The sequence below is a fragment of the Streptomyces sp. ISL-87 genome (assembly GCF_018614095.1).
In the GTDB taxonomy this organism is placed as follows: domain Bacteria; phylum Actinomycetota; class Actinomycetes; order Streptomycetales; family Streptomycetaceae; genus Streptomyces.
This window is the reverse complement of record NZ_JAGGOY010000076.1, coordinates 47,049-73,022: the sequence shown is the minus strand read 5'-3', so window position 1 is coordinate 73,022 and position 25,974 is coordinate 47,049. Positions and strand designations below refer to the sequence as shown.

17 protein-coding genes are annotated in these 25,974 nt (G+C 69.8%); 12 read left to right on the top strand and 5 right to left on the bottom strand.

Annotated features, from left to right (window positions below; translation table 11 throughout):
• Positions 1-53: 53 nt before the first annotated feature.
• From J7I97_RS26945 to J7I97_RS26915, 7 genes are all read left to right on the top strand, one after another.
• Positions 54-7,301 (top strand): non-ribosomal peptide synthetase, encoded by a 7,248-nt coding sequence (locus tag J7I97_RS26945; protein ID WP_214939553.1) that lies wholly within the window; start codon positions 54-56, stop codon positions 7,299-7,301.
• Positions 7,298-8,473, top strand: coding sequence for an FAD-dependent monooxygenase (locus J7I97_RS26940; RefSeq protein WP_214939550.1), 1,176 nt, complete (start codon positions 7,298-7,300; stop codon positions 8,471-8,473). Before J7I97_RS26945 ends, J7I97_RS26940 begins: the two co-directional genes overlap by 4 nt.
• A gap of 96 nt (positions 8,474-8,569) precedes the next feature.
• Positions 8,570-9,637, top strand: a complete 1,068-nt coding sequence (gene pdhA, locus J7I97_RS26935; RefSeq protein ID WP_214939547.1) for a pyruvate dehydrogenase (acetyl-transferring) E1 component subunit alpha — start codon at positions 8,570-8,572, stop codon at positions 9,635-9,637.
• Positions 9,638-9,652: 15 nt separating this feature from the next.
• Positions 9,653-10,624, top strand: a complete 972-nt coding sequence (locus J7I97_RS26930) for an alpha-ketoacid dehydrogenase subunit beta (protein ID WP_214939647.1) — start codon at positions 9,653-9,655, stop codon at positions 10,622-10,624.
• Complete coding sequence (locus J7I97_RS26925) at positions 10,617-11,969, top strand: dihydrolipoamide acetyltransferase family protein (protein ID WP_214939544.1); 1,353 nt, start codon at positions 10,617-10,619, stop codon at positions 11,967-11,969. The genes J7I97_RS26930 and J7I97_RS26925 overlap by 8 nt, the downstream gene beginning before the upstream one ends.
• A 72-nt stretch (positions 11,970-12,041) precedes the next feature.
• Entirely contained in the window at positions 12,042-13,250 is a 1,209-nt protein-coding gene (locus tag J7I97_RS26920; RefSeq protein ID WP_308363540.1) for an aminotransferase class I/II-fold pyridoxal phosphate-dependent enzyme, read from the top strand.
• 71 nt (positions 13,251-13,321) lie between these two features.
• Complete coding sequence (locus J7I97_RS26915; RefSeq protein ID WP_214939541.1) at positions 13,322-14,482, top strand: acyl-CoA dehydrogenase family protein; 1,161 nt, start codon at positions 13,322-13,324, stop codon at positions 14,480-14,482.
• A 775-nt stretch (positions 14,483-15,257) separates the two neighbouring features.
• Here J7I97_RS26915 and J7I97_RS26910 read toward each other — a convergent pair.
• Positions 15,258-16,424, bottom strand: coding sequence for a magnesium and cobalt transport protein CorA (locus tag J7I97_RS26910; RefSeq protein WP_214939538.1), 1,167 nt, complete (start codon positions 16,422-16,424; stop codon positions 15,258-15,260).
• Positions 16,425-16,568: 144 nt separating this feature from the next.
• Between J7I97_RS26910 and J7I97_RS26905 the strand changes: the two genes are divergently transcribed.
• Together J7I97_RS26905 and J7I97_RS26900 are read left to right on the top strand one after the other, a co-directional pair.
• The gene (locus J7I97_RS26905; protein WP_251059200.1) at positions 16,569-17,744 is read left to right on the top strand and encodes a winged helix DNA-binding domain-containing protein; all 1,176 of its coding nucleotides are present in this window, start codon (positions 16,569-16,571) and stop codon (positions 17,742-17,744) included.
• Between the two features lie 45 nt (positions 17,745-17,789).
• Entirely contained in the window at positions 17,790-19,469 is a 1,680-nt protein-coding gene (locus J7I97_RS26900) for an AMP-binding protein (protein ID WP_214939534.1), read from the top strand.
• A gap of 39 nt (positions 19,470-19,508) precedes the next feature.
• On the opposite strand, the gene J7I97_RS26895 is transcribed toward J7I97_RS26900, so the two are convergent.
• A complete protein-coding gene (locus J7I97_RS26895; RefSeq protein WP_214939531.1) occupies positions 19,509-19,997 on the bottom strand; it encodes a glutathione peroxidase in 489 nt (162 codons plus the stop codon).
• Between the two features lie 103 nt (positions 19,998-20,100).
• Positions 20,101-20,748, bottom strand: coding sequence for a hypothetical protein (locus J7I97_RS26890; RefSeq protein ID WP_308369349.1), 648 nt, complete (start codon positions 20,746-20,748; stop codon positions 20,101-20,103).
• Between J7I97_RS26890 and J7I97_RS40025 the strand changes: the two genes are divergently transcribed.
• Positions 20,678-20,911 (top strand): hypothetical protein, encoded by a 234-nt coding sequence (locus tag J7I97_RS40025; protein ID WP_308363554.1) that lies wholly within the window; start codon positions 20,678-20,680, stop codon positions 20,909-20,911. The two genes, J7I97_RS26890 and J7I97_RS40025, sit on opposite strands and share 71 nt — an antisense overlap.
• A 307-nt stretch (positions 20,912-21,218) precedes the next feature.
• Complete coding sequence (gcl, locus tag J7I97_RS26885; protein WP_214939525.1) at positions 21,219-23,006, top strand: glyoxylate carboligase; 1,788 nt, start codon at positions 21,219-21,221, stop codon at positions 23,004-23,006.
• A 149-nt stretch (positions 23,007-23,155) separates the two neighbouring features.
• Here the strand turns inward: gcl and J7I97_RS26880 are convergent, their stop codons facing one another.
• On the bottom strand, positions 23,156-23,731 hold the full coding sequence (locus J7I97_RS26880) for a TetR family transcriptional regulator C-terminal domain-containing protein (RefSeq protein ID WP_308369347.1): 576 nt from the start codon (positions 23,729-23,731) through the stop codon (positions 23,156-23,158).
• On the opposite strand from J7I97_RS26880, the gene J7I97_RS26875 reads away from it, so the two are divergent.
• A complete protein-coding gene (locus J7I97_RS26875; RefSeq protein ID WP_214939522.1) occupies positions 23,712-24,041 on the top strand; it encodes a hypothetical protein in 330 nt (109 codons plus the stop codon). The genes J7I97_RS26880 and J7I97_RS26875 overlap by 20 nt on opposite strands.
• A gap of 410 nt (positions 24,042-24,451) precedes the next feature.
• Here J7I97_RS26875 and J7I97_RS26870 read toward each other — a convergent pair whose 3' ends face one another.
• Complete coding sequence (locus tag J7I97_RS26870; protein ID WP_214939640.1) at positions 24,452-25,909, bottom strand: catalase; 1,458 nt, start codon at positions 25,907-25,909, stop codon at positions 24,452-24,454.
• Between the last annotated feature and the right edge of the window lie 65 nt (positions 25,910-25,974).

Below are 25,974 nucleotides of genomic sequence, written 5' to 3'. Positions count from 1 at the left end.
GCATCCGTACAGCCCGAGGATCGAAAGCGACAGCCGAGGAAAATGGAGCGATCGTGAATTTACGGGGGCGTAGCACTCTCACGGCCTACCAGCAGGACATCTGGGCGGCGAATTCCCTCTTCCCCGACCTACCGCAGTTCAACTGTTTCATCGCTGACCGGTTCACCGGCGAGGTCGACGTCGATCTGCTCAAGGAGTGCCTACGCCGTGCGGTCGCCCGCAATGACGCGTTCCAGCTCCGGATCGACCCCGAGGACGGGACTCCGAGCCAGTGGGCCGAGCACGAGACGTTCGACATCCCGACGATCGACCTGTCCGGGAGTGCCGAACCGCGTGCGGCCTGTGAGGCGTGGATCAAGGATGCGTTCGACGTCGCGTTCGAGGTCGAACGTCGTCGGTTGTTCACGACCGCCGTGCTCAAGGAGGGCGAGGGCACCGTCCACGCCTACGTCAAGGTGCATCACATCGTTGCGGATGCCTGGGGCCTGAACCTGTTCATGTCCCAGGTACGCGCCGAGTACGACCAGGTGCGGCGGACCGGGAGGTTCGACGACCGGTCCGTGCCGTCCTACCTGGACTTCGCCGAGGACGAGCGCCGCTACCGGGACTCGGCCGGCCACGAGGCGGACCGCGAGTTCTTCCAGGAGCAGTTGAAGGGCCTCGCGCCGGCCTTCTTCCGCCGCACCGCACCGGCAGGGTCCCGCGGGAGCGCCCGCCACAGCTTCCTGATCGAGCGTTCTCTCATCGACCGCATACGTGAGGACGGGCATTCCGTGTTCGCGTTCGTCGCGAGCGCCTTCTCCGTCTATCTCTCCCGCATCCACGGCAGCGACGAGGTCGTTCTGGGCGTACCGCTGCTGAACCGGCCCACTGACGGGCAGAAGCGGACCGTCGGGCATTTCGCCAACACGCTGCCCCTGCGGGTGAACCCGCGCCAGGACCTCGCGATGAGCGAACTGGTCGCGGAAGTGCAGTCCGCCACCAGGGCGCTCAAACCCCACGAGCGATTCTCCTTGGGCGACCTGCTGCGCGCGGTTCCGCTCCAGGACAGCGGCCGCAAGCGGCTGTTCGACACCACCATCGCCTACCTGCGCTGGCCGAGCCCGGCCGGCGTACAGGGCACGACGTACGAAACCGTCGTACAGGCCCGGGCCCATGACGATGACGTCCTGGCGGTCGTCGTGAATGAGCTGGACGATGTCCGTGACGTCCTGGTCGACATGGACTACGCCCTCGACGTCTTCGACGCGGACTTCCCCATCGAGTCGGTGGCCGCCCACCTGGAGGCGATCCTCAAGGGCGCGCTCGACCGGCCGGACCGTCCCCTGTCGGAGATATCCATGGTCGGCGCCGCAGAGCGCGCCGCCCTGGTCGCCGTGGGCAGCGGTCCGGTGACCGACTACACGCGGGACTCCACGGTCCATGCTCTCTTCGAGAAGCAGGCGGCCAGGACGCCGAACGCGGTGGCCGTCATGGCGGAGGATCCCGCCGATTCGCTCACCTTCGCTCAGCTGGACGCCTGGGCGAACCACGTCGCACACCAGTTGCAGGGCGACGGCGTGACCACGGGTGACCGGGTGGCCGTGGCGGTCGAGCGCGGCCCGCAACTCGTCGTCGCAGTGCTGGCGGCGCTCAAGGCGGGCGCCGCGTACGTACCGGTCGACCCGAGCCATCCCGCGGAACGGGTCAGGTTCCTGCTCACCGACAGCGGGGCCAAGTCCGTACTGCTGGGCACCACCGTGTCCGGACGAGTGGTGGGCGACACCGTACCGGTGCGCCGCCTGGAAGCCGCCCCGCGCCCGAGCGCCGAGCCCGCGCCGCTCGTGCCTGCCGGAGGCCCGCACGATCTCGCGTACGTCATCTACACCTCGGGGTCCACGGGGCAGCCCAAGGGCGTGCAGGTCGAGCACCGGTCCGTGGTGAACCGGCTGGAGTGGATGCAGCGCGGCTATCCGGTCGGCTCCGGCGACGTCCTGCTGCAGAAGACACCGGCGACCTTCGACGTTTCGGTGTGGGAGTTGTTCTGGTGGTCGATCACGGGCGCCGGACTCGCACTCCTCCCGCCCCGGGGTGAGCGCGATCCCCGCGCCATCCTCACGACGATGCAGGCGCACCGGGTGAGCGTGGCCCACTTCGTGCCCTCGATGCTCGGCCCCTTTCTCGATCTGCTCGAAGAGGACCCGGCGCTGCGGGACGGGATCACCGCCCTGCGCCTGGTCTTCTGCAGCGGTGAGGCGCTGACGCCCGCACACGTGCACCGGTTCAACCAGGTCTTCGCGGCGGCCGGCACCTCGGCGCCACGGCTCGTCAATCTCTATGGTCCGACCGAGGGGACGGTCGACGTCACGTACTACGACTGTCCGGCGGACCCGGCCGACGAACCGCGGCGCGTGCCGATCGGACGGCCCATCGACAACATCCGGCTCCACGTGGTCGGTGCTCACGGCGACCTCCAGCCCATCGGAGTTCCCGGTGAGTTGTGCATCTCGGGCGTCGGCGTGGCACGCGGCTACCTGGGCCGGCCCGATCTGGACGCCGCGGCGTTCGTCGACGACCCGTTCACTGCAGGCGAGCGGATGTACCGCACCGGGGACCGCGCGCGGTGGCTCGCGGACGGCGCCCTCGAGTACCTGGGCAGGCTCGACGACCAGGTCAAGATCCGCGGAAGCCGGGTGGAACTCGGCGAGGTACGCAATCACCTGACGGCCTTGGCCGGCGTCAGGGACGCCATCGTGGTGGACCGGACCACACCCTCCCGGGGCACCCATCTGGTGGGCTACTACGTGGCGGACGAGGGAGCGGAACTCACCGACCTACGGCCCCAACTGCTCGACTCCCTGCCGGAGTTCATGGTTCCCGCATTCTTCGTCCGGATCGACTCGATACCCCTCACGGCGAACGGGAAGGCCGACCGCGGCAGGCTGCCCGACCCCGCCGTCGAAGCGGACGGCGGAGCAGCAGCACCCGCCAACGAGATCGAGGCGAAGATCGCGGCGGCTTGGGGGGCGGTGCTGGGAATCGAGGAGGTCGGAGTCGACCAGGACTACTACTCCCTGGGCGGCGACTCGATCCTGATGCTTCGCATCCAGGCCGAGGCGCGCCGCGCTGGCATCCACTTCACCCTGGCCGACATGGTCCGCAACCCCACCGTGGCGGCGCTCGCCGCCCGCGCGACCACTTCGTCACCGGACGTGCGGGACGCACCGCTGGAGCCGTTCGCACTGGTGTCCGGAGTCGACCGCGCCCGACTGGCGGGTCTGGTGGACGCCTACCCGGCGACCCGGCTGCACCTCGGCCTGCTCTACCACAGCCGGGAGCACGAGAGGACGGCCGTGTACCACGACGTCTTCCGCTACTCCCTCAAGACGGCCTGGAACGAGAAGGCGCTGCGCAGTGCCTTCGACGACCTGGTGCGACGCCACCCCGTGATGCGCTCCGCGTTCGACCTCGGCGGATTCTCCGAGCCCCTTCAACTCGTCCACCGGGAGGCCGTCGGCGGGCTGGAGATCGCAGATCTGCGAAACCTGGGTGACCAGGAGGCGCAGGCGGAGATCGCCCGGCACATCGAGGAGCGGAGGTACCACGCATACCGGCTGGACAGGCCGCCGCTCTACCTCTTCCGCGCGCATGTCCTGGACGACGACACCGTGGAGCTGGTGTTCAGCTTCCACCACGCGATACTGGACGGCTGGAGCGTGGCCACCCTCGTTCGCGAACTGCTGCAGGACTACCTCCACCACGCCGGCCGTCCTGTCGAAGCCGTCTCGTCCGGACAACTGCCTTCTCCCGCCCTCTACGTACGCGAGGAACGGCGGGCCCTCGCCTCCGAGGAGACCAAGCGGTACTGGCAACGGCTGCTCACCGGCGTCGAACTGGCCCAGATCGACGGACTGAGGCCCCACGAGCCCGCAGGCGGCGAGGGCGTCATCCACCACCAGGTGGAACTGCCGGACGGCCTCGGTACAGAGCTGGGCCACCTGGCGCGCACCCACGGCCTGCCCGTCAAGTCCCTGCTGCTTGCCGCCCACTGCCTGACCCTGCGGCTGTTCTCCGACACACAGGACATCACCACCGGTCTCGTCACCGGCGGCCGGCCGGAGACGGCCGACGCCGAGAGGATCACCGGGCTCTTCCTGGAGACGCTGCCGCTGCGCCTCGACACCCGGCCGCGCAGCTGGATCGACTCGGCGCGCGAGGTGTACCAGCAGGAGCAGGACAGCCACCCCCACCGTCACTACCCGCTCAGCGCGATCCAGGAGGACCGCGGTGGCGACGTCGTCTTCGAGACGGCCTTCAACTACGTCAACCCGCACGTCCTCAGCTCGCTCTTCGAGGGCACCGACATGGAACTGACCGACTTCAGGACGTGGGAGGAGACGAACTTCAAGATCCTGGTTAACGCGGTCACCGACCCGGTGGACGAACGCCTCTGGCTGCGGATGGACTGTGACGGGCGCACTTTCTCCGCATCGCAGGTGGAGAGCATCGGCCAGACGTACCTGGCCATTCTCCGGCAGATGACCGAACACCCCGAGGAGCCGGCCGATTTCGGCTTCCTGCGCGTCTCGCCGACCGAGGCGGTACTGCGGACCGACGCCGAGCACCGCACCCCCGGCGAGCCTCCCAAGGACGTCGTACGGCGCATCGACGAGCACGTCGCAGCCACTCCGGACGCGATCGCGGTGTCCTGCGGAACACGGCAGTGGACGTACGCCCGGCTCGACGAGGCGGCGAATCGAATCGCCCAAGGCCTGAGCGGCGCCGGAGCACGGCCCGGATCGACCGTCGGCATCGCCATGGACCGCTCTCCCGAAACACTGGCGACCGTCCTGGGCGTCGGGAAGGCAGGCGCCACCTGCGTCCCGCTCGACGTGACCTATCCGCCGGCCAGGCTCGCGGCGATGGTCGCGCAGGCCGATCCGGTACGGATCCTCACGCACGAGGCGCACGCGCACCTCTTCGAGGACTCCTCCCGGCTGTTGTACGTCGCCGACCTGCTCGCCGCAGAGCCGGCGCCCGGGGGCGGGCCGGACCTGCCGGACATCACCGGCGAGACTGTCGCCTACCTGCTGTTCACCTCCGGATCCAGCGGCGAACCCAAGGGCGTCGAACTCCCGCACCGCGTGCTTGCCAACTACCAGGAGTGGCAGATCCCCTCGGCCAGCGGAGCGGCCGGAGGCAAGACCCTCCAGTTCGCACCGCTCAGCTTCGACGTGGCGTTCCAGGAGATCTACTCCACGCTGTGCGGCGGCGGCACCCTGCAGCTGATCGCCGAGGACGAGCGGAAGGACATGCCGGCCCTGCTGCGGCTTCTGGACCGCGAGGAGGTGGAGCGGGTCTTCATGCCCTACGTCGCGCTCCAGCAGCTCGCGGAGACCTCCCAGGCGCTGGGCATCCGCCCCGCTGCCCTGCGGGTGGTCATCTCCTCCGGAGAGCAGCTGAGGATCACCGACGAGATCCGCCAGTTCTGCGCGGCGCGGCCGGACACGGTCCTGGAGAACCAGTACGGACCCACCGAGACCCACCTGCTGACCCATCACACGATGACCGGCGACCCGGCCCTCTTCCCCGACCTGCCGCCCGTCGGCGTGCCCGTGGACGGGATCGAGCTGCACCTGCTCGACGGCCTGATGCGGCCGGTGCCGCCGGGCGCGAAGGGCGAGATCTACGTCGGAGGGGTATGCCTGGCCCACGGCTACCGCAACCGCCCCGACCTGACCGAGCAGCGGTTCGTCCCGGACCCGTCCGGTGAGCCGGGCGCCCGTCTGTACCGCACGGGCGACCTGGCCCGGGTCATGCCCGATGGCAACCTCGTCTGGCTCGGCCGCGCCGACTCCCAGGTCAAGGTGCGCGGCTTCCGGGTCGAGCTGGCCGAGGTGGAACTCGCCTTCTCCAAGCTCGCCGAGGAGCAGGCCGCGTCCGGTATCCGCGAGGTGGCGGTGGTGTCCCGGCGCCGGGAGAGCGGAGACGCGTTCCTCGCGGCTTTCCTCGTCGGCGACGCCGACGTCGTGGACCTGGACGAGGTGCGCAGCCGACTGCGCGCGGTGCTGCCGGACTACATGATGCCCGCGCACCTGGAGTGGCTGGCGAGCCTGCCCCTGACGCCCAGCGGCAAGCGGGACGACGCACTGCTGCGCCGCATGCCGCTGGCCGTTCCGTCGTCGGACGCCACCCCGCCCGCCGACGAGCACGAGAAGGCACTGGTGGGCATCCTGGCAGAACTGCTGGAACTGCCCACGGTGGGCGTCCGGGACAACTTCTTCGACGTCGGAGGCACGTCACTGACCGCGATGCGGCTGGTGATGACGATCGAGAAGCGCTACGGCGTCAACGTCCCGCTCTCCGCGTTCGTCGCCGCCCCCACCGTCGCCGGTCTGGCACAGCACCTGCGGGGCAGCGGCTCCGAGGCCCGGTTCGACCCGGTCGTGCCGATCCGCACCGAGGGCGACAAGCCGCCGCTGTTCCTGGTCCACCCGCTGGGCGGCCATGTGCTGTGCTACGTACGCCTCGCCCGTCACCTGCCGCAGGACCAGCCGGTCTACGCGCTCCAGGCGTCGGGGACCGTGGCGGGCACCGAGCCCCTCAGCTCGATCCCCGAGATGGCGGCGGTCTACCTGGAGGCCGTGCGGCGCGTGTGCCCCGAAGGGCCCTACGTGATCGGAGGATGGTCCTTCGGCGGCTTCATCGCTTTCGAGATGGCGCGACAGCTGCGGCGCAGCGACCCGGACGCCTTGCACGGCACCGTGCTTATCGACCCGATCGCCGTCAAGCAGGGGGAGCGGCCCGACGTTGCCGACCACTCGCTGCTGGAATGGTTCTTCTGGGAGCTGCTGTGGATGGGGCGCGGCGGCACCGCACCGGTGGTCTCGCTGCCGGACGGCCTGGAGGAGGAGGCGAAGTTCGACTTCATCGTCGAACGGGCCACCCAGGAGGGCGTCCTGCCGGCGGGCAGCTCACGCACCACCGTGCGCCGCCTGTTCGAGATGTTCAGGGCGCACTGGCAGGCGATCCTCACCTACCGGCCCGAACCGGCCGACGGGGACGTGGTGCTGCTCCGTGCGACCTCGGAACTGCCGGAGATCCTCCAGCCGATGCACGGGGCCGCGCAGAGCCTGCACACGGACCCCACCAACGGCTGGGGCGAGCTGACCACGGGACGGCTCCAGGTGGTCGACGTCCCCGGTGACCACCTGGTGCTCCTGGAGGAACCGCACGTGAACGTCGTCGCCGAGAACCTGGTTCAGGTGATGACGGCCGGCCAACCGGGCCGGAGGCGGCCGTCGAAGAGGAGTGGGAAATGACGCAGCACCCCCCGCGCAAGGCGCTTGTCATCGGAGCGGGCATCGGCGGCCTCGCAGCCGCCGCGACACTGCGCCGCGCAGGCGTCGAGGTACAGGTCTTCGAGCGGGCTCCCGAACTGCGGCCGGGCACCACGGCGGTGTCGTTGATGTGCAACGCGGTCCTGGCGCTGCGCACCCTCGACATCGACATCGCCCCGGGGCTCGACAAGCGTGCCGAGGTCTTCGACGAACTCAAGTTCCTCACCCGGCGCGGCCGTCCGATCAGGAGCATGCCGTTCCGTGAGCTCTCGGACCGGTTGGGGGCCTCGAACTACGCCGTACACCGGGCCGACCTCCAACAGACGCTGCTGGACGCGCTCGGCGACGAGAGCTCCATCGAATTCGGGGCCACGGCAGCCGGGTTCGTCAGCGGTGAGGACGGGGTCGAGGTCACCTTCGCGGACGGTAGGACCGTTTCGGGCGACGTCCTGATCGGAGCGGACGGCTTCAACTCGGCGATTCGCAGGCAGGTGGCGGGCACCGATGAACCGCGGCCCGGCAACTACGCGTGCTGGCTGGCCACGGTGCCCTTCACCCATCCGCGGATGAGCAAGGGCTACGCAGCGCACTACTGGGGGCGTGGACAGCGCTTCGGCCTCGCCGACATCGGCCGTGGCCGCGCCTACTGGTGGGCGACGAAGAACGTGCCCCCGGGTGCCTCCGGACACCTGCGGCGCGGCAAGGCAGGGCTTGAGGGCATCTTCGCGGGGTGGGCCGACGAGGTGCGGGAGGCGATCCGCACCACCCCCGAGGAATCGATCGTCCGCATCACTGCCCAGGACCGCCCGTTCCTCCAGCGGTGGGGCGCCGGGCGCACGACCCTGCTCGGCGACGCGGCCCACCCGATGCTCGTGAGTCTGGGCCAGGGGGCGGCGCTGGCCATCGAGGACGCCGTGGTCCTTGCCCAGCACCTGCGCGCGACAGCGGATCCGGTCGCGGCGCTGCGCGGCTACGAGGACGAGCGCAGGCCGCGGACGGAGGGACTGGTCGCCGCGGCACGTGCGTTGAGCGAGACCGAGCAGTTGGAGGGCCTCTTCCCCGCCCTCGCCCGTGACCTCTACACGCGGTTCGTACCGCTGTCCAAGCTCACCGGGCAGAACGAAGCGGTCCTCACCTGGCCCCCTCTGGGCTGACCACACCCCGGGACCGCTGATGGCCGGCTCGCGGGTGGGCACACACGCGCCCACCCGCGGGAGCACCCGTTTCCGCACTTTCCACAGGAGCACCTCATGGACTTCGACCCGCAGCCGGTCGCTCTCATCACCCCTGAGGGCATGCCGGTTGACCACCCGCAGTTCGACGTCACGCTGTCACCGGAGGAACTGACCGAACTGTACGAATGGATGGTCGTCACCCGCGCCGTGGACACGGAGTTCGTCAACCTCCAGCGGCAGGGACAGCTGGCCCTGTACCCCTCGTGCAGGGGGCAGGAAGCGGCCCAGGTCGGCTGCGCCGCCGCCCTGCGCAACGACGACTGGCTCTTCCCGCAGTACCGCGAGCTCGGCCTGTTCCTGATGCGCGGGATTCCCGCCTCCGCGGTCGGTGCGGTGTGGCGCGGTACCTGGCACGGCGGCTGGGGCTTTCCCGAGCACGCCTGCGCGGCGATGTCCATCCCCATCGGTACGCACGCCCTGCACGCCGTCGGTGCGGCCATGGCGGCGCCCAGGCTCGGCGAGGACTCCCTGACCGTCGCCTTCATCGGGGACGGCGCGACGAGTGAGGGAGACGTGCACGAGGCGCTGAACTTCGCCGCCGTGAAGGCGGCACCGTGTGTGTTCTACATCCAGAACAACCAGTGGGCGATCTCCGTGCCCCTCTCCGAGCAGACACGAGCCCCCTCCCTCGCACACAAGGCGATCGGTTACGGCATGCCGGGCGTACGGGTCGACGGAAACGACGTCCTCGCCTGCCGGGCGGTGACCGAACAGGCCGCCGCCCGGGCCAGGTCGGGCGGCGGACCGACCCTCATCGAGGCGGTCACCTACCGGCTCGCTCCCCACACCACCTCCGACGACCCGACCCGGTACCGCACGCAGGACGAGGTCGACCACTGGGAGCGGCTCGACCCGTTGCCCCGCTACCGGCGCTACCTCACCCACCGGGGCCTGTGGCACGAGGAGGTCGAGGAGCGTGCACGGGACAAGGCAGCCCGGATGTGCGCCGAGCTGCGGGACGGCGTGTTCGACGCTCCCGACGTGCCGCCCACCGAGTTGTTCGCCCACGTACTGCACGAGCCGACGAAGGATCTGCTGGAGCAGTCCGGGCAGCTGCTCGCCGAACTGTCCCGGAAGGAGTGAGCCGTGGCTGCGACCATGGTGGAAGCGATCAACACGGCGCTGCGCGAGGCCATGGCGGAGGACGAGCGGGTCGTCGTCTTCGGTCAGGACGTGGCGCGCCAAGGCGGAGTCTTCCGGGTGACCGAGGGCCTCGCCGAGAGGTTCGGCTCCCAGCGCTGCTTCGACACACCGCTCGCCGAGTCGGCGATCGTCGGAGTGGCCCTGGGCATGGCGATGCGGGGACTGCGTCCGGTGCCCGAGATCCAGTTCGACGGGTTCACCTATCCCGCACTGGACCAGATAGTCAGCCACCTGGCCAAGTACCGCAACCGCACCCGCGGGCAGCTCTCGGTGCCCGTCACCCTGCGCGTCCCGTCCTTCGGCGGCATCGGCGCGGTGGAGCACCACTCGGAGTCCACCGAGTCGTTCTGGGTGCACACGGCGGGGCTGCGGGTGGTGACGCCCGCGACGGCTGCGGACGCCCATGCCCTGCTTCGGCAGTCCATCGACTGTGACGACCCGGTGATCTTCCTGGAGCCCAAGCGGCGCTACTGGCAGAGCGGTGACGAGACGGCCGAGGCGCCTGCGGCGCGTCTGGACCAGGCACTGGTCCGCCGCAGCGGTACGGACGTCACGGTGGTCGCCTACGGCGGCACCGTCGGCACCGCGCTCGACGCCGCGGAGACCGCCCGGCGCGAGTACGGCTGGGAGCTGGAAGTGGTCGACCTGCGCTCCCTGGCCCCCCTCGACTTCCCAACGATCGCCGCCTCGGTGACCCGCACCGGGCGCTGCGTCGTGCTGCACGAGGGCCCGCGCACCCTGGGACTTGGAGCGGAGATTGCGGCCAGGGTGCAGGAGGAACTGTTCTGGGACCTGGAGGCCCCCGTGCTGAGGGTCACGGGATTCGACACTCCGTATCCACCCGCACGATGGGAGAAGGCATGGCTTCCGGGCGTCGACCGGTTGCTCGACAGCATCGACCGGTCCTTCGGGTACAGCAATGACTGACGCCGCCGACCGCACGATCCGAGAGTTCCTCGTGCCCGACTTGGGCGAGGGGCTGCTCGACGCGACCATCGTCGAATGGCTGGTGGTGCCGGGGGACACCGTCACCGTCAACCAGCCGCTGTGCGTCCTGGAGACGGCCAAGGCCGAGGTGGAGATCCCGTCCCCGTACGCCGGGACCGTCGTGGAACGGCGCGGTGAGCCGGGACGGACCCTGCTGGTGGGCACACCGCTGATCTTCATCGACAGCGGGGCGCCCGCGGGCACCGGCAGGGGACCGGGCGTCGCCGAGGACCCGAGCGCGGCCACGAGCGCCGGGCCGGACACGGCCGCCGGCGCGGTCAGTGCCGACCGTACCGGCGCTGATTCCGGACCGGTGCTCGTCGGATACGGCACGAGCGCGGGGACGGACACCGGGCGGCGCGCGGTCCGCAGACGCCCCGCTCCCCGCCGTTCGCCGTCCACCGTGCCGACCGACACCGGGCGCCCCCGCGCCAAGCCACCCGTACGGCATCTCGCCCGCAGGCTCGGGGTGGACCTGGCCGTGCTGGGCGCCGGCTCGGGTCCGGAGGGCACCATCACCCGCACGGACGTCCACGCGGCGGCGGCTTCCCTCAGCACGGGCACTGCCGGGGACGGCGGCAGCGAACCCGGGACCCGTTCGATCCCCGTGCGCGGCATCCGCGCACGCACGGCAGCACACATGGAGCGTGCACGCCGGGAGATCCCGGACGCCCACTGCTCCCTCACCGTCGACTTCTCCCGCCTGCTCGCTCTGCGCGACAGGCTGCGCGCACGGGACGCAGAGAGCGCCGCCACGCCCTTCGCCCTCCTGCTGCGGCTCCTGACGCTCACGCTGCGCGGACACCCCCGGCTCAACGCCACGTACGTCCAGGACGGCCCCGTGGTCCGTACGTACGACGCGGTGCACCTGGGCATCGGCACGGCCACACCGCGCGGCCTGGTCGTGCCCGTGGTGCGCGATGCCCAGGACCTGTCGACCGTGCGGCTCGCCCAGGAACTGGCGCGGCTGGCGGACGGGGCGCGCGTGGGCACGCTCACCCCCCGCGAGCTGACCGGCTCCACCTTCACGGTCTCCAACTTCGGCGCACTCGGCCTGGACGAGGGCGTGCCGGTCGTCAACCACCCCGAAGCGGCGATCCTCGGCGTGGGGGCCATCCGTCCCCGCCCCCACGTCGTGGACGGCGACCGGCTCGTCGTACGGCCCACTGCGAAGCTCACCTGCGCGTTCGACCACCGGGTGTGTGACGGCGCCGAGGCCGCGGCCTTCCTCACCGCACTGGGCGCACTTGTGGAGGACCCCGACACCATCCTGCTGCGGCTGTGAGCGGGCACCCCCGCACTCCCTCCCTGTCCCAGACTCCTGACTCCCTGTACCCGAGGAAAGGACACCACCACAGTGCCGTCGGCACAGCCCCTGCCGCCCACGCGCCCGCGCCTGCTCAGGGCCGATCGCATCCAGAACTTCCGCCCGTCCGTTTTTACCGAGACCCGCGAGCTCGCCGAGCGGTACGGTGCGATCGACCTGGGTCAGGGGGCACCCGGGCTGAGCGCCCCCCGCGTCCTCCTGGACGACGCCATGGCGGCCATCGCCGAAGGGCACAACCAGTACCCGCCCGCAGCGGGCCTGGCCGAGCTGCGGAGGGCGATAGCGAACAGCCGGTTGCGTCGCTTCGGAATCCATTACGACGCCGACCGCGAGGTCGTCGTCACCGCCGGAGCGACCGAGGCCGTCACAGCGGCCTTGCTGGCACTGTGCAACCCCGGGGACGAGGTCCTCACGCTTGACCCCTGCTACGACGCCTACGAAGCCGCCGCCTCGCTGGCGGGCGCCCGGCTCGTCGCCGTCCCGCTGGCGACGGAGGGCGACCGGTTCTGCCTGGACGAGGCCGCGCTGCGGGCGGCGGTCACCCCGCGCACCCGGTTGCTGCTGCTCAACTCACCCCACAACCCCACGGGCAAGGTCTTCACCGCTGCGGAACTGGCCGCCATGGCCCGGGTGTGCCTGGACCACGAACTGACCGCCGTCACGGACGAGGTCTACGAACACCTTGTGTACGACGGGGCCGGGCACCACTCGCTCGCCTCGGTCCCCGGCATGCGGGAGCGCACCCTGGTGGTCTCGTCTGCGGGCAAGACATTCAACGTCACCGGCTGGAAGGTCGGCTGGGCCTGCGGACCGGGCAGGCTGGTGGAAGCCGTCCTCTCCGTCAAGCAGTTCCTCACCTTCGCTTCCGGCACCCCGTTCCAGCTCGCCGTGGCGCGCATGCTCGGCGACGAGGAGGCGTGGACGGCGGCCCTGCGCGGCACGCTGCAACGCCACAGGGACCTGCTGCGCACCGGTCTCGAACAGGCCGGACTGCGCACCTATCGCGGCGAAGGCGGGTACTTCCTCCAGGCGGACGTACGGGGAGCCGGCTATCTGGACGGGACGCGGTTCTGCCGCGACCTTCCCGCGCGCGCGGGGGTAACGGCCATTCCCTGCTCCGCATTCCGACACAACCCGCAGAACCCGCACACCGACCATCTCGTGCGCTTCTCCTTCTGCAAGCCTGCGGACGTGGTGCGCGAAGCCACCTCGCGACTGACCGGGAAGTGGCAGGCCTGACCCGCCGGGCGGACTGACCCCGCCGGCTCTTCTTGTGTACGAACCCTCTCACTTAAGGACCGCCGAAGACCATGGACCATCGCCTCACCGTCGAGCACGATGAACTGCGCCGCACCGTAGCCGAGTTCGCCCATGACGTGGTGGCCCCGAAGATCGGAGATCTGTACGAGCGCCACGAGTTTCCGTACGAGATCGTGCGGGAAATGGGGCGGATGGGGCTGTTCGGGCTGCCCTTCCCGGAGGAGTACGGAGGGATGGGCGGGGACTACCTGGCCCTGGGGATCGCGTTGGAGGAGCTGGCGCGGGTGGACTCCTCGGTGGCGATCACGCTGGAGGCGGGTGTCTCGCTGGGTGCGATGCCGGTGTTCCGTTTCGGGACGGAGGAGCAGAAGCGGCAGTGGCTGCCGAAGTTGTGTGCGGGGGAAATGCTGGGGGCGTTCGGGCTGACGGAGCCGGAGTGCGGTTCGGATGCGGGCGGGACGCGGACGACGGCGGTGCGGGACGAGGCGACGGGTGAGTGGGTGATCAACGGGTCGAAGTGCTTCATCACCAACTCGGGTACGGACATCACGGGCCTGGTGACGGTGACGGCGGTGACGGGTCGCAAGCCGGACGGGCGGCCGCTGATCTCGTCGATCATCGTGCCTTCGGGGACGCCGGGCTTCACGGTGGCGGCGCCGTATTCAAAGGTGGGCTGGAACGCGTCGGACACACGTGGGCTGTCGTTCTCGGACGTGCGGGTGCCGGGTGGGAATCTGCTGGGTGAGGAGGGGCGTGGGTACGCGCAGTTCCTGCGGATCCTGGACGAGGGGCGGGTGGCGATCGCGGCGCTGGCAACGGGGTTGGCGCAGGGGTGTGTGGATGAATCGGTGAAGTACGCGCGTGAGCGTCGCGCGTTCGGGCGCCCGATCGGCGATTACCAGGCCATCCAGTTCAAGCTGGCGGACATGGAGATGCGGGCCCACATGGCGCGGGTTGGTTGGCGGGACGCGGCGTCGCGGTTGGTGCGGGGGGAGTCGTTCAAGAAGGAGGCGGCGGTGGCGAAGCTGTACTCCTCGACGGTGGCGGTGGACAACGCGCGTGAGGCGACGCAGATCCATGGTGGGTACGGGTTCATGAACGAGTACCCGGTGGCGCGGATGTGGCGGGACTCCAAGATCCTGGAGATCGGCGAGGGCACGAGCGAGGTGCAGCGCATGCTGATCGCGAGGGAACTGGGCCTCCCGGCCTGAGTTCTCGCAGGCTGCAGCGCAAGGCAGCCCTGGACGGCGGAGCCTGGGCGAGACATCGGACGCAGGGCCCGTCTGCCGGGAGCCTCGACCCAGATACGACGCTCATGCCCCATGCAGGGTCCGCCCAGGAGCCTGCTGGGCCGTGATGCGCGTTTGACGCTCCAGCCCCGGCCACCCGGCGTTCAGAAGCCGGAAAATCTTCCTGAGCTGCGCATTCTTCGGCAGCTCGAAATCGTGCTTGTTTCCGATGGCCCATCACATCGAGCGGGTCGCGACTCCTAGCGGCAGTCGCGAGGTACTGCCGCCGTGCGGAGTCAGCCATGGGCTGGAGCGTCAAGGACCCTCCGGCGAGCCGGACCCTGCCAGGTTCTGGGCGGCTCATGCGCGGGGTCCGGTCTCGTCGATCGACGGTTGCAGCTGCCGTTGACAGTCGCGCGGCCTTCCCGCAGCTCCAGGCGGCGGCGCCAGGCACTGTCCGGTGTCACTCCCTGCGATTGGCCACGGCGTCGCTGCGCGGTTGCAGGGGGCGGCGAACCGGAGGACAGGCGGCCTTGACGGCGTAGGTGCGACGTCCTGCTGGCGGGCTGGGTTCTCCCCAGATTCTCCCCAGCGTTCCCGGGTCCCTAAAAGGCCAGGTCAGAGGCCCTCTGGAGGGAGGGCGAGGAGATCACCCGCATCTATTCCCCCCAGGGACTCCCCACGGCCGCTTCTGGGCCGATCTGTGAGCGATGCGAAAGTGAAGTGCGAAGGATGGCTGAGCGTGACGCGAGGGGAATTAGAGCCAGTCACGCCGCTTGAAAATCACGTACAAACTGACACAAACCATCCCCATGAGGCAGATCGCGAGGGGGTATCCGAAGCTCCAACCCAGCTCCGGCATGGACTCAAAATTCATGCCGTAGATAGTTCCTACGAGTGTGGGAGCAAACAAAATGGCAGCCCATGAGGAAATCTTCTTGATCTCCTCGTTCTGTTCGAAGCCCGCTTCGGCCAGGGCGCGCATTTCGGCGTTCTGTTGTTGGGAGACGAGGGTGGCGTTGACGGTCAGGATTTCGGTGAGGGCCTGGCGGAAGCCGTCGACGCGTTCGCTGGTGTGGGTCACGTGGTCCGCTACGTCGCGGAGGTAGCGCTGGAGTTCCTCGTCCGTGCCGTACTTGGCGAAGCCGGCCATCAGGCCGTGGAGCATACCCACCAGGGGGCGGGTGGCGCGCTGGAACTCGACCATTTCGCGGGAGAGTTCGTAGATGCGGCGGGAGACTTCCGGGTCGCCGCGGAAGACCTCGGTCTCGATCTCGTCCATGTCGTTCTGGACGCCCTCGACCACCGGGGCGTAGCCGTCGACCACCGAGTCGAGGATGGCGTACAGGGCGGCCTCCGGGCCGAGGGAGAGGAGTTCCGGGCTCGCCTCCATGCGGCGGCGGACGGCGGAGAGGTCCGGGGCGGCGCCGTGGCGGACCGTGATGAGGAAGTCCGGGCCTACGAAGATGTGGAGCTCGCCGAAGTCGACCTCCTCCAGGGCGTCCAGGTAGCGGGCGGCGCGCAGTACGACGAAGAGGGTGTCCCCGTAACGCTCAAGCTTGGGCCGCTGGTGGGCCTCCAGGGCGTCCTCGATGGAGAGCGGGTGGAGGTTGAACTCGGAGGCCAGGGAGTGAAGTTCGGGCTCCGTGGGGCGGTGCAGGCCGATCCAGGCCATGCCGTCGGGCTGTTCGCGCAGCCGCCGGAAGGTCTCGGCGAGGGTGGCCGGGGAGGCGACGCGGCGTCCGTCGCGGTAGACCGCGGAGTCGATCACGCTGCGGTGGTTCCCGGGCGACGGGGCCGGCGGGGCGGGCTGCGGGGCGTCCGGAGGCGAGGTGGGCGGCGTCGCGGACGGGGACGCGGGGCGGCGCCAGCCCGGGCGCTTGCCGGACGACGGGGAGGGGCGGCGGTCTGGGCGCTCGGCCATCTCTGGTCACCTCCCGGTCGAACGTGCGTTTACGGGCAAGGGGCAGGATATCTGGGGAAAGGGGCGCTGGGGTTCTGCCCGGGAATGCGGCCGGGGTCGAGTTGCGGACAGGAGGTGTCCGCAAGGAGAGGTTAGCTTGCTGTCATGGCCTCCAGGACGATGTATTCGACGCATCCGACGCATCCGGCGTATCCCGTACTCGATACGCGGTCACTGAACCGTGCCACCCTTGCCCGGCAGCTCCTGCTGAGCCGCGCCGGGATGTCCGCGCGGGACGCCGTCGCGCACCTCGTGGGGCTCCAGGCCCAGAACGTGAAGCCGCCCTACTTCCAGCTGCACGCCCGGCTCGCCGGATTCCGGCCCGCCGAGCTGGCCGGGCTGATGGAGTCCCGGGAGGTGGTCCGGATGGTCACCATGCGGTCCACCATCCACACGCACACCGCGCACGACGCGCTGACCTTGAGGCCGCTCGTCCAGGCCGCCCGGGACCGGGAGGTCAACTACTTCCGCAAGGGCCTCGTCGGGGTGGACCTCGAGCGCCTCGCGGAAAGCGCCCGGGCCTACGTCGAGGCCGCGCCGCGCACCATGGGGGAGATCCGCGACGAGCTCCTCAAGGAGTGGCCCGACGCCGACCCGCAGTCCCTGTCCGTGGCCGCGCGCTGCCGGCTGCCCCTCGTCCAGGTGACCCCGCGCGGCGTGTGGGGGCGAAGCGGTCAGGTGCGGCTCACCACCGTCGACAACTGGCTCGGAAAGCCGGCCGGGGAGGCCCAGGCCGTGGACGACGTGGTGCTTCGGTACCTCGGCGCGTTCGGCCCCGCCTCCGTCAAGGACATGCAGACCTGGGCGGGGCTGACCCGGCTGCGGGACGCCTTCGAGCGGCTGCGGCCCCGGCTCGCCGTCTTCCGGGACGAGAACGGGGTGGAGCTCTTCGACCTGCCCGACGCGCCCCGGCCGGATGCCGGGACGCCCGCCCCGCCGCGCTTCCTCCCGGAGTTCGACAACCTGCTGCTCTCGCACGCCGACCGCAGCCGCGTGGTCGCCCCCGAGCACAAGGGGCGCAGCTGGGCGGGGAACCAGGCCTACTCCACCCTCCTGGTCGACGGATTCCTCGCCGGGCTGTGGAAGGTGGGGGTGGGGGCGGGGGCGAAGGCGGGAGCGGAGGCGGGGGCGGACCGGGACGTGCTCACCGTCGAGCTGTTCGGCTCGGCCTCGAAGGCGGTCAAGGACGAGATCGTCGCCGAAGGGGAGCTGCTCCTCGCGGGGATGAACGAGACGCCGGCCGGCCGGGGCTCCGTACGCTTCGGGTCAATCCGCGGCTGACGCTGCTCTAGTGATCCTTACTTCCGACGCGGCACGATGCCTCTCATGACGGAGAACAGTGCCACCGAACAGTTCCTGGCCGCTCGGGACTTCCTGCTGGAGCGCCGCGGGGACTACGACGCCGCCCGCGCCGGATTCACCTGGCCCCGCCCCGAGCGCTTCAACTGGGCCCTGGACTGGTTCGACCACATCGCCACCGGGAACGGGGCCGACGCCCTGCGGATCGTCGAGGAGGACGGCACCAGCCGCGGGCTCTCCTTCGCGGAACTGAGCGTACGGTCAGGATCGGCCGCCACCTGGCTGCGCGCCCAGGGCGTCGCCGCCGGCGACCGGATCCTGGTCATGCTCGGCAACCAGCGCGAGCTGTGGGAGGTGATGCTCGGCGCGATGAAGCTGCGCGCCGTCGTCATCCCCGCCACCCCGCTGCTCGGCCCGGCCGACCTGCGCGACCGCATCGAGCGGGGCCACGTCCGCCACGTCATCGCCCGCGCCGAGGACACCGCCAAGTTCGACGACGTCCCGGGCGGCTACACCCGGATCGCCGCCGGGCCGGAGGTTCCCACCGCGTGGCGCCGCCTGGAGGACATGTACGACGCTGACTGTAATTTCAGTCCGGACGGCGAGACCCTGGCCACCGACACCCTGATGCTGTACTTCACTTCAGGCACCACCGACCGGCCCAAGCTCGTCGAGCACACGCACGCCTCGTACCCCATCGGCCACCTGTCGACCATGTACTGGCTCGGGCTGCGCCCCGGCGACGTCCACCTCAATATCGCCTCGCCCGGCTGGGCCAAGCACGCCTGGTCGAACCTGTTCGCCCCGTGGAACGCCGGCGCCACCGTCTTCGTGCACAACTACACCCGCTTCGACGCCGAGCGGCTGATGGCCGAGATGGACCGCGGCGGCGTCACCACCTTCTGCGCCCCGCCCACCGTGTGGCGGATGCTGATCCAGTCCGACCTCACCAAGCTCCGCAACCCCCCGCGCGAGGCCGTCGCCGCAGGTGAGCCGCTCAATCCCGAGGTCATCGAGAAGGTCCGCCAGGCCTGGGGCGTGACCATCCGCGACGGCTTCGGCCAGACCGAGACCACGCTCCAGGCGGGCAATTTCCCGGGGGTCCCGGTGAAGCCCGGCTCCATGGGACGCCCCGCGCCCGGGTACGAGATCGTCCTCCTCGACCCGGTCACCGGCAAGGAGTCCCCGGACGAGGGCGAACTCTGCGTGGACCTGCGCCACCGGCCCGCCGGGGTGATGACCGGCTACCGCGACGACCCGGAGCGCACGGCCGAGGCCATGGCGGACGGGCTCTACCGCACCGGTGACATCGCCTCGCGCGACGCCGACGGCCACCTCACCTATGTGGGCCGCTCCGACGACGTCTTCAAGGCCTCCGACTACAAGATCTCCCCGTTCGAGCTGGAGAGCGCCCTGCTGGAACACGAGGCCGTCGCCGAGGCCGCCGTCGTACCGGCCCCGGACCCGCTGCGGCTCGCCGTACCGAAGGCGTACATCACGCTCGCCGCCGGCTGGGAACCCGGGGAGGAGACCGCCCGGGCGCTGTTCCAGCACTCCCGCGCGGTCCTGTCCCCGTACAAGAGGATCCGCCGCATCGAGTTCGGTGAGCTCCCGAAGACCGTGTCCGGCAAGATCCGCCGGGTGGAGCTGCGAGAGCTCACCGCCGCCGGTTCCGGGAAGGAGTACGACGAGGCAGAGCTGAGTTGAGCTGAGCCGAGGCCAGCCGAGCTGAGCGACGGAGCGGCCTTACGCGGGCAGCTGCGCCTCGATCGCGGCGACGAGCTCGGGGGACTCGGGCTCGGTGCGCGGACGGAACCGGCCGACGACCTCGCCGGCGGGGGAGATCAGGAACTTCTCGAAGTTCCACTGGATGTCCCCCGCCTCGCCCTCGGAGTCCGGGTTCTTCACCAGCTCCTCGTACAGCGGGTGCCGGTTCTCGCCGTTGACCTCGGACTTCTCCAGCATCGGGAAGGTCACGCCGAACCCGGCCGCGCAGAACGTCTGGATGTCGTCCGCGGTGCCCGGCTCCTGGCCGCCGAACTGGTTGCACGGTACACCGATGACCGTGAAGCCCTTCTCGGCGTACTTGAACTGCAGCCGGGCCAGCCCGGAGTACTGCGGCGTGAGCCCACACTGCGAGGCGGTGTTGACCAGCAGGATCGCCTTGCCCTTGAAGGCCGCGAGGCTGGTGGGCTCGTCGGACAGGGAGGTCAGCGGGATGTCGTACAGGCTCAAGGGGATCTCCTCGGCAGGAAGGGCTGATCGCCGGGCAATAGCCGACAGGCAACAGGCAACAGGCAGCGGCAACCGGCAGCGGCAACAGGTATCGCCTCCGAGCCTAGGCCCCCGCACCCATCAGCTGGTCCGCCGGGTCGTTGACCGGCTGCGGCATGCCGGTGAGATCCATGACGAACAGCGGTATCCCCAGCTCGTCCGCCCGGGTCCGGGCGTCCTCCGTGTACCCGGCGAGTGCGAAGTAGACGCTGGTCGCGGAAGCTGTCAATCCGTTCAGCCACACGCACTCCACCGCCCGCAGCCCGGCCGGCGCGGTGGTCGGGTCCACCTGCGCGACCAGCCCGGGAGCCCTCAGGTCCACCGCCGCCGAGGGGATCGGCCGCCCGTCGGGCTGCCGTACGTCTTGGAAGCCGAGCCAGCGCAGGTACAGCGCGGCCGTGGCCACCGCGTCGCGTGCGGTACGGATGGTCACCGGCCGGAACGCGGGCCGCGGGACGGGCGGCGCGCCCGGCGGCGGTGCTCCGTGCGCCGGATTCGTGCCGGACGGGTCCGGCCGCCGCGGGTCCCCCGGCCGGGGATTCCCCGGGCGCGGGTCATGCGCCTGCGGGTCCTGTGCCTGCGGGTCCTGCGGCTGCGGTTCCTCCGCCTGCGCGCCCGCCGACCGCGGAGCGGTCCGGGGCGTGCCCGCCCCTACCTCTCCCGGTGCGTGCACCGGGATCCGTACCACCGTCCCGCACGAGCCGCACCCCACCTCGGGATGCGGCCACTCGCTCTCCCGCCCGCAGGACGCGCACCGCGCCGTCACCCAGCTCTCCGACCAGGTCCGATGGGTCAGTGGCACGGCTGGCGCCGCCAAGTCCAGCGGCGGCGTGACCGGACTCCCGCAGGCACACGGGAAAACCGGGGCGGTGTAGCTGTTCTCGCGCAGGCACGCCGGGCAGCGCACTGGTACCGCTTCCGCCATGAGACCTGGACCCCCTCGTCGCTGTGCGTAGGTACATGCTCCACCACCGGCGACCGTCACGGCGACCGTGCCCGCCTTGTCCGGGCCGATGTCCCGGCCATTTGTGCAACTCACGGAACAAGACGCGGCTTTTGGTGGCTTCCGGGGTCCCGTACCGCCTTGACGTGCGCGGAGCCGCCACTTAGCTTGTTCCGTATAGCAGAACAAAACTTCCGGATTACGGAAAAGCCTGACCGCCAGACCCGCAGGAGAACTCGATGCCTCGTATGACAGCCGCCGCCGCTGCAGTGGAGATCCTCAAGCGCGAGGGTGTCGCGCAAGCGTTCGGCGTGCCCGGCGCTGCGATCAACCCGTTCTACCGCGAGCTCAAGAACGTGGGTGGCATCAAGCACACGCTGGCCCGCCACGTCGAGGGCGCCTCGCACATGGCCGAGGGCTACACCCGTACCAACCCGGGCAATATCGGTCTCTGCATCGGTACCTCCGGCCCCGCCGGCACCGACATGATCACCGGTCTGTACTCGGCGATCGCGGACTCGATCCCGATCCTCTGCATCACCGGTCAGGCTCCGGTCGCGAAGCTCCACAAGGAAGACTTCCAGGCTGTCGACATCGCCTCGATCGCCAAGCCGGTCACCAAGAAGGCCACCACCGTCCTGGAGGCCGCGCAGGTCCCGGGCGTCTTCCAGGAGGCCTTCTACCTGATGCGCTCCGGCCGTCCCGGCCCGGTCCTCATCGACCTGCCGATCGACGTCCAGCTGACCGAGATCGAGTTCGACCCGGACCTGTACGAGCCGCTGCCCGTCCACAAGCCGGCCGCGACCCGCAAGCAGGCCGAGAAGGCCATCCAGTTCCTGCTGGAGTCCGAGCGCCCGCTGATCGTCGCCGGTGGCGGCATCATCAACGCCGACGCCTCCGACCTGCTGGTCGAGTTCGCCGAGCTGACCGGCGTCCCGGTCATCTCCACCCTGATGGGCTGGGGCACCATCCCCGACGACCACGAGCTGGCCGCCGGTATGGTCGGTGTCCAGACCTCGCACCGCTACGGCAACGCGACGTTCCTCGAGTCGGACTTCGTCCTGGGTATCGGCAACCGCTGGGCCAACCGTCACACCGGTTACAACCTGGACGCCTACCTCGGGGACCGCAAGTTCGTCCACGTCGACATCGAGCCCACCCAGCTCGGCAAGATCTTCGCCCCCGACCTCGGTATCGCCTCCGATGCCAAGGCCGCGCTGGAGATCTTCATCGAGGTCGCCAAGGAGCTCAAGGCCGAGGGTAAGCTGCCCGACTTCAGCGCCTGGGTCGCCTCCCACCTGGAGCGCAAGAGCACGCTGCAGCGCCGTACGCACTTCGACAACATTCCGATGAAGCCGCAGCGCGTCTACGAGGAGATGAACAAGGCCTTCGGCCCGGAGACGCGTTACGTCACCACCATCGGTCTCTCCCAGATCGCCGGCGCGCAGATGCTGCACGTCTTCAAGCCGCGCCACTGGATCAACTGCGGCCAGGCCGGCCCGCTCGGCTGGACCATCCCGGCCGCGCTGGGTGTCGCCACCGCCGACCCGCAGACCCCCGTCGTCGCCCTCTCCGGTGACTACGACTTCCAGTTCATGCTGGAGGAGCTGGCGGTCGGTGCGCAGCACAAGATCCCGTACGTCCACGTCCTGGTGAACAACGCCTACCTGGGCCTGATCCGTCAGGCGCAGGGCGGTCTGGGCATCAACTTCGAGGTCAACCTCGAGTTCGAGAACATCAACGCCCCGGAGCTGGGTGTCTACGGCGTCGACCACGTCAAGGTCGTCGAGGGCCTGGGCTGCAAGGCGATCCGCGTCACCGACCCGAACGAGCTGGGTGCCGCCTTCGAGGAGGCCAAGAAGCTGGCCGCCGAGTTCAGCGTCCCGGTCGTCGTCGAGGCCATCCTGGAGCGCGTCACCAACATCTCGATGAGCAAGACGGTCGACATGAGCGACGTCACCGAGTTCGAGGAGCTCGCGACCGAGCCGGGCCACGCCCCGACCGCGATCCGCCCGCTGTCTGTCTGATCGCGAAGGCAGTAGTGCCGGTCCAACTGGTTTAGCTGGTCCAGCTGGTTTAGCCCGACGGCCCCCGTCCCTCCCTGAGGAGGAACGGGGGTCGTTGTGCGTAACGCCCGCCTGGGCTCTTGTCACTCGGGTTCTGTCACTCGGACTAGCTACTCGGGCTGTGCTACTCGGGCCCGAGCTCCGCGTCCACCGCGCCGGCAAACAGCTCGCGGGCCCGGGTCCAGGGTGAGCGAACCGCTCAGCCAGCGCTCGCTGAGGCCCTCCACCAGGGCGGTGAGCCGCTCGGCTGCGTCCAGCGGCGTGACGTGCAGAGCGGCCAGGCCGGCCGCCTGGGCGTCCGAGATGGCGTCGGCGGTGTCCTGGGACCAGCTGCGCGTGGACTCGGCCAGGGTCTCGCGCAGATCGGTGTCGAAGATGGCGCTGGCCCGCAGCTCGCCCCAGGCGATGCTGTTCCCGCGGACCCGGTCGGTGTCCTGGAGCTCGCTCAGGAGCAGCTGGAGGAGGACGCCGCGGGCGTCCTCGGTGTCCGCCGTGGCCTCATCGGTGTAACCGGTGGTGCGGTCACTGATGAAGGCGAGGGTGCGCCGGATCAGGTCCGCCCGGTCCTTGAAGTGTTCGTAGTGAGCGGTGTTCGTCCTGCTGGCCGCAGGCCCCCTCGGCTTCCTGTTCTTCTGTCGGCTCCAGCGCCGGCGCCCCTCACCCCTGATGGCCCCCAGCCTGCTCACCAACCGGGGCTACACCAGCGGAATCCTGGTCGCGGTCGTCTTCTTCGCCTCGTTCACCGGCCTGATGCTGGTGCTGTCCCTGTTCCTCCAGGGCCCGTTGGGGCTGTCCCCCGAAGGGGCGGGCATCAACGCGGTGCAGCAACTGGCCAACGCGGTGGGCGTGGCCCTGCTGGTCACGGTCTGGTCGGCCTTCACCGAACACGGCCGCCCGCCATCCGCCGCCCTGTCCGGCACGGCCCTGGTGACGGTGGCCCTGCTGGCGGCCGCCCTCGTCCTCTCCACCCGTCTTCCCCGGCACGCCCGGGCATGACAAAGCACCGAGTCACGGGACCGTCCGTGACTCGGCGCTTTGAGTGTGACCGCCCGACGGAGCGAGGCTGGCGCGACAGGACGTTCGCACCGCCGGGCGGAGTGTTTGTGGCCGCGGGGGGAACCCGACGGCCGGAGATGGTGGGAGGTGTCCCCGTGTATAGGGGGCTCTGTGCGTGGCCCCTATACACAAGGAATGGCTGGGACCGCGGTGGGCGGCGACGAGAACGTCGGCATCGTCTCCCTCAGGTCAAGAGACGGGCCTCGGAACCCATTACCACCGCACTGGCTCGACGCCCACCACGGTCCTCGTCCTGCCCTTACCGCGTACCACCCCTCATCCGGGTCCGCGGCTCGGGCTCAACACCCGGGGCCTGACCTCCCGTCAGGCCCCCGGTGCAGCTTTGCGGCTCAGGCGTCGCGCAGGGCGCGGACGGCCTCCTCGACGCGCTTGCCGTAGTCGGCGTCGGCGGCGTGGAAGTGAGCCAGGTTCTTCTCGATGACGTCTTCCAGGGTGACCTGAGACAGACCGCCGGCGATGTTCGCCACCAGACGCTGCTTCTCGGCCTCCGACATCAGGCGGTACAGCTCACCGGCCTGGAAGAAGTCGTCGTCCTTGGTGTGGGCCGGGGCCTCGTGGGTGCCCGTGTAGCCGGAGACGGCCTTCGGGGCGCCCAGCGCCAGACCGGTCTCGGCCGGGCCCTGGTACGAGTTGGGCTCGTAGTTCTTGTCGTGGCGCGAGCCGTTGCGCAGCGCCATGACACCGTCGCGGCCGTAGTTCTCGGCCTTCGTCGCCTTCGGGGCGTTGACCGGCAGCAGGGTGTGGTTCACACCGAGGCGGTAGCGCTGGGCGTCGGCGTACGCGAAGAGACGGCCCTGGAGCATCTTGTCCGGCGAGGCGGTGATGCCCGGGACGAAGTTGTTCGGGGAGAAGGCGGACTGCTCGACCTCGGCGAAGACGTTGTCCGGGTTGCGGTCGAGGACCAGGCGGCCCACGCGCTGGAGCGGGTAGTCGCTGTGCGGCCACACCTTGGTGAGGTCGAACGGGTTGAAGCGGTAGTCCGCGGCCTCGGCGGCCGGCATGATCTGGACGTAGAGGGTCCAGCTCGGGTTCACGCCGCGCTCGATCGCCTGGAGCAGGTCGGTCTGGTGCGAGTTGGCGTCCTTGCCGACGAGCTCGGCGGCCTGCTCGCCCGACAGGCAGCGGATGCCCTGGTTCGTCTTGAAGTGGTACTTGACGAAGAAGGCCTCGCCCGCCTCGTTGGTCCACTGGTACGTGTGGGAGCCGTAGCCGTTCATGTGACGGTACGACGCCGGGATACCGCGGTCACCCATCAGCCAGGTGATCTGGTGCGTCGCCTCGGGGGCGTGCGCCCAGAAGTCCCAGACGTTGTCCGGCTCCTGCTTGCCCGTGAAGGGGTCGCGCTTCTGGGAGTGGATGAAGTCGGGGAACTTGATCGGGTCCTTGATGAAGAACACCGGGGTGTTGTTGCCGACGAGGTCGTAGTTGCCCTCTTCGGTGTAGAACTTCAGCGCGAAGCCGCGCGGGTCGCGGACCGCGTCCGCGCCGCCCAGCGAGTCGGCCACGGTGGAGAACCGCAGGAAGGTCTCGGTCTTCTTGCCGACCGTGTTCAGGAACGCGGCGCTGGTGTACGCGGTGACGTCGTCGGTCACCTCGAAGTAGCCGTACGCGGCCGAGCCGCGGGCGTGCACCACACGCTCCGGGATGCGCTCACGGTTGAAGCGGGCAAGCTTCTCAAGGAGCTGCTGGTCCTGGACCAGGAGCGGGCCACCGACGCCGGCGGTAGCGGAGTTCTGGTTGTCGGCGACCGGGGCGCCAGACTCGGTCGTCAGCGTGCGCTTCGACATGGTGACCTTCCGTACGGGGAACTGCTGACGGAATCCGTCTTCCGTCATGCGGAACAGCCTAATTT

Excerpts from the sequence above, each read along its gene's own strand:
- J7I97_RS26930 (WP_214939647.1), top strand. The coding sequence starts at position 9,653 with ATGGTGGAAGCGATCAACACGGCGCTGCGCGAGGCCATGGCGGAGGAC.
- J7I97_RS26910 (WP_214939538.1), bottom strand. The coding sequence starts at position 16,424 with ATGGCCGAGCGCCCAGACCGCCGCCCCTCCCCGTCGTCCGGCAAGCGC.
- J7I97_RS26875 (WP_214939522.1), top strand. The coding sequence starts at position 23,712 with ATGGCCCCCAGCCTGCTCACCAACCGGGGCTACACCAGCGGAATCCTG.
- J7I97_RS26915 (WP_214939541.1), top strand. The coding sequence starts at position 13,322 with ATGGACCATCGCCTCACCGTCGAGCACGATGAACTGCGCCGCACCGTA.
- J7I97_RS26870 (WP_214939640.1), bottom strand. The coding sequence starts at position 25,909 with ATGTCGAAGCGCACGCTGACGACCGAGTCTGGCGCCCCGGTCGCCGAC.
- J7I97_RS26900 (WP_214939534.1), top strand. The coding sequence starts at position 17,790 with ATGACGGAGAACAGTGCCACCGAACAGTTCCTGGCCGCTCGGGACTTC.
- J7I97_RS26925 (WP_214939544.1), top strand. The coding sequence starts at position 10,617 with ATGACTGACGCCGCCGACCGCACGATCCGAGAGTTCCTCGTGCCCGAC.
- J7I97_RS26905 (WP_251059200.1), top strand. The coding sequence starts at position 16,569 with ATGGCCTCCAGGACGATGTATTCGACGCATCCGACGCATCCGGCGTAT.
- gcl (WP_214939525.1), top strand. The coding sequence starts at position 21,219 with ATGCCTCGTATGACAGCCGCCGCCGCTGCAGTGGAGATCCTCAAGCGC.
- J7I97_RS26940 (WP_214939550.1), top strand. The coding sequence starts at position 7,298 with ATGACGCAGCACCCCCCGCGCAAGGCGCTTGTCATCGGAGCGGGCATC.
- pdhA (WP_214939547.1), top strand. The coding sequence starts at position 8,570 with ATGGACTTCGACCCGCAGCCGGTCGCTCTCATCACCCCTGAGGGCATG.